General features: G+C 78.7%; 1 protein-coding gene and 1 pseudogene. One reads left to right on the forward strand and one right to left on the reverse strand.

Annotation, left to right across the window (positions count from 1 at the left end):
• The first annotated feature begins 487 nt into the window (after nt 1–487).
• Nucleotides 488–1,708 (forward strand): hypothetical protein, encoded by a 1,221-nt coding sequence (locus tag Q7T67_RS17010; RefSeq protein ID WP_304792417.1) that lies wholly within the window; start codon nt 488–490, stop codon nt 1,706–1,708.
• Between the two features lie 386 nt (nt 1,709–2,094).
• Here Q7T67_RS17010 and Q7T67_RS17015 read toward each other — a convergent pair.
• Nucleotides 2,095–3,430: pseudogene (locus Q7T67_RS17015) on the reverse strand (hypothetical protein); the annotation flags it as partial.

Consider the following 3,430-nt stretch of genomic DNA (forward strand, 5'->3'; position numbering starts at 1 on the left):
CTCCGCCGGCGCTCCACGCGCCGCGCTCGGGCCCGCCCGTCCGCGCACGGTCGCCGACGACGGTGGCCCGACCACCGGCCGCGGTGCGTCCGGACCCGGCGACGACGCCGGCCTGCGCAGCACGCCGGTCCCGGCCCGCCCCGTCGCCCCGCCTCCCGCGACCACCACCCCGGTGCCGGCGATCCCGACGGTCCCGGCCGTTCCGGCGGTCGCACCGCCCGCCGCGCCCGACGGCACGGGCCCGACGGGGACCGCCCCGTCCGCGTCCGGTGCCCCGTCCGCGTCCGGCGACGGCCCCGGCTCGCCCGGTGCGTCGACCGCGGTCGGTGTCCCGGGTTCGTCCGGCGCCGACGGCACGGGGCTGCCGACCGCCTCTCCGGGTGTCCCCGGCGCGCCCGCCCCCGCCACCGATCCGGCGACGGGCGGCGCGGTCGGGACCGGCCCGACCGCGACACCCGGAGCCTCCGGGATCGGGAGCGTCACCGGCATGCCGGGCGTCCCCGCATCGCCCGGCGTCGCCGGCCTCGGCGGCACGTCGTTCCCGGCCGGTCCGTTCGCCGCCGCGGGGGCCCCGTTCGGCGTCGTCCCCGGCACGGGCCTGCAGACGGACCCGGCCGCCCAGGGCGCGACCCCGACGACCCTGCTGACGCAGACCGGTCTGCTCGGCCGGGCCCTCTCGGGACCGATCGTGCCCGCCTGGCGGCTGCTCGTCCGCGCGGCACCCGCGTCGGTGCCCGCCGCGTCCCCGACGACGTCCGCGACCGAGAGGCGGGCGGCCCCGGAGGGCTCCGGGACCCGGGTGGACGACGTCTCGCGCTGGATGGTCCGCGCCGGGTCGCTGCGGCGCTCCGACGTGCGCCTGCGCCCGTTGCGCAGGGGCAGCAAGGTCCTCGCCGGCTCGATCCTCGGCACCACGTCGACGACCGCCCTGCGCCTGGCGATCCGTCCGGCCGGCGACGGGAGCCCCCGGATCGACCCGCGGCCGATCGTCGCCGGCTGGCGCCTGCTCGACGACGCGTCGGTCTTCGGGCACGACGACCGCAGCGAGCTCGTCGCCGACCGCGGCGACCGCCCGGACGTCGGCCGGATCCTGCTGATGAGCAAGGCGCAGCTCCAGGCCCGCGTGCTGGCCGACGAGAAGCTGACGATCTACGAGGCCGGGCGCGACGACATCCGCACCGGCGCGATCGACCGTCGCGTCCTGGCGACGATGGAGTACCTCACCGCCCACGGCCTGCGGCTGTCGATCTCGTCGCTGAAGTCCGGCCACAGCATCCTCAGCGCGTCGGGCAACGTCTCGGCGCACTCCTACGGCTCGGCGATGGACATCGCCTCCGTCGACGGCGTGCCGATCATGGGCCATCAGGGTGCCGGGTCGATCACGGCGTCGACGATCCGTCTGCTCCTGCGCCTGCAGGGCACGGTCCGCCCGAACCAGATCATCTCCCTGATGACGTTCGACGGGGCCGACAACACCCTGGCGATGGCCGACCACGACGACCACATCCACGTCGGCTTCCCACGGGCGGCCACCGACGGCGACGCGAAGCTCGGCAAGCAGGTCTCGGCGGTCCTGCAGCCGTCGCAGTGGAGCCGCCTCGTCGGCCGCCTCGCCGACATCGAGAACCCGACGGTCCGCCGCGGCGTCTCGGACGCGGCGACGCCGAAGCGCGCGACGAGGACGAAGGGCGCCCGCAAGGCCCGCTGACGGTGGGGGTGGGCGATCCGGTGCCGGATGGTGGCACGGGGTCGACCGGACCCCCTGGTGGGACGGTCGCCGGGCGGAGGGGGTGGGTCGATCCGGTGCCGGACGGTGGCACGGGTCTGACCGGACCCCCTGGTGGGACGGTCGCCGGACTGAGGGGGTCGGTCGATCCGGTGCCGGATGGTGGCACGGGTCTGACCGGACCCCCCGGTGGGACGGTCGCCGGACTGAGGGGGTCGGTCGATCCGGTGCCGGATGGTGGCACGGGTCTGACCGGACCCCCCGGTGGGACGGGATCGACCGGACCCGGTGGGACGGGCCCCGGGCGGCGGCCGCCCGGGGCCCGGTCAGCGCCCGGGGCCGGTCAGCGCCCGCGGCCCGGCCGCCCGTCAGCCCCCGGCCGCCGGCAGCTCGAGCGCCGGCACGTCGTCCGCGCCCGAGGTCCCGGGCGGGTCGACGCCCAGCGTCGACGCCGTCAGACGGGTCAGCGCCCGGAGGTCCGCGGCGACGTCGAGCGTGGTGCCCGGCTCGGCGTCCGCACGGAGGACCACGGTGGGGGCGGGCGGCAGCCCCGCACCCGGGACGACCGGAGCGGTGGGAGCCGCGGCGGCGCCGGGCACCGGGCAGGGGTCCGTCGCCCCGACGGTCGTGACGATCACGACGCCGTTCTCCTGGAACTCGGTGCTCTCCGTGATCGCGGTGACCGTGTCGGAGACCTGGTCGGGGAGCGCGACGACCGAGCGCTCCGGCGGGGCGCAGCCGCCGAGCGTCGCGTAGGAGAGCGACGGGAGCGTCTCGCCGCTGGAGACGTCGTTCGTGAGCGTCTCGAGGCTGAAGGTCCCACCGGCGCAGGCGTCGTCCTTGCGCAGTGCGGGGATCCGGCCGAACGGCGTCCGTCCGGCGAGCGTGGCCGCCGCGGCGTCCCCGGCCGGCGGATCCGTGCAGGCCCCGGGGAGCGCCGGCGTCTCGCCGGGCTGGACGTCGACGTAGCTGCGCCACGTCTTCCCGCCGGTCGTCAGCTCCTCCGGCAGCGACGGGGCGTCGGCCCCGTCCGCCGCGCCGCCCGACGTCGAGGCATCGGCGTTCGCGGCCCCGTCGGTGCCCGACGGCGCTGCGGTGGCGGACGCGGCCCCGTCGGTGCCCGACGGCGCTGCGGCAGCGGCCGCGGACCCACCGGCCGCACCCGCCCCGCCCCCGCCGGCCCCGGCCGCCGGGCTCCCCGTCAGCAGGGTCGTCGCGTTGCCGATCGTGTCGACGCCCGCGGGGCGCGCGCCGGTCAGCCGCACACCCTGCTCGGCGATACGGTCGATCGCCTCCCCGGCGCGGGGGCCCTCCAGGGCCAGCAGCCAGACGTGCGGCTCGATCGTCGGGTCGTCCGGCGTGGTCTCCGGATCCGGGGGCGCGTCGCCGGTGCCCGGGTCGTCGGAGATCGGTGCGTCGGCGACCGGCACGTCGGCGACGGGCGCGTCGTCGGCCGCCGGCGCGTCGTCGGACGCCGCGCCGGACGGGGCGCTCGCGTCCGCGGTGGTCGCGGTCCCCCCGGTCGCGGCGGTCGTGGTCGCGGTGACCGCCGCCGGCGGTGCGACCGCCGCGGCCGGGGCGCGCGCGACGATCGCGGCGCGGGCACCCTCCCCGCCGCCGGTCACGAGCGCCCCGCTGACGCCCGCCACGAGGATCGCGGCGGCCGCCGCGGCCATCGGCACGGCGCGGCCGGGCACGGGCGGG

It is taken from the genome of Patulibacter sp. (assembly GCF_030655195.1).
Taxonomy (GTDB): domain Bacteria; phylum Actinomycetota; class Thermoleophilia; order Solirubrobacterales; family Solirubrobacteraceae; genus Patulibacter.

What these genes read in the sequence shown, in the direction of transcription:
- Q7T67_RS17010 (WP_304792417.1), top strand. Translation starts at nt 488, where the DNA reads ATGCCGGGCGTCCCCGCATCGCCCGGCGTCGCCGGCCTCGGCGGCACG.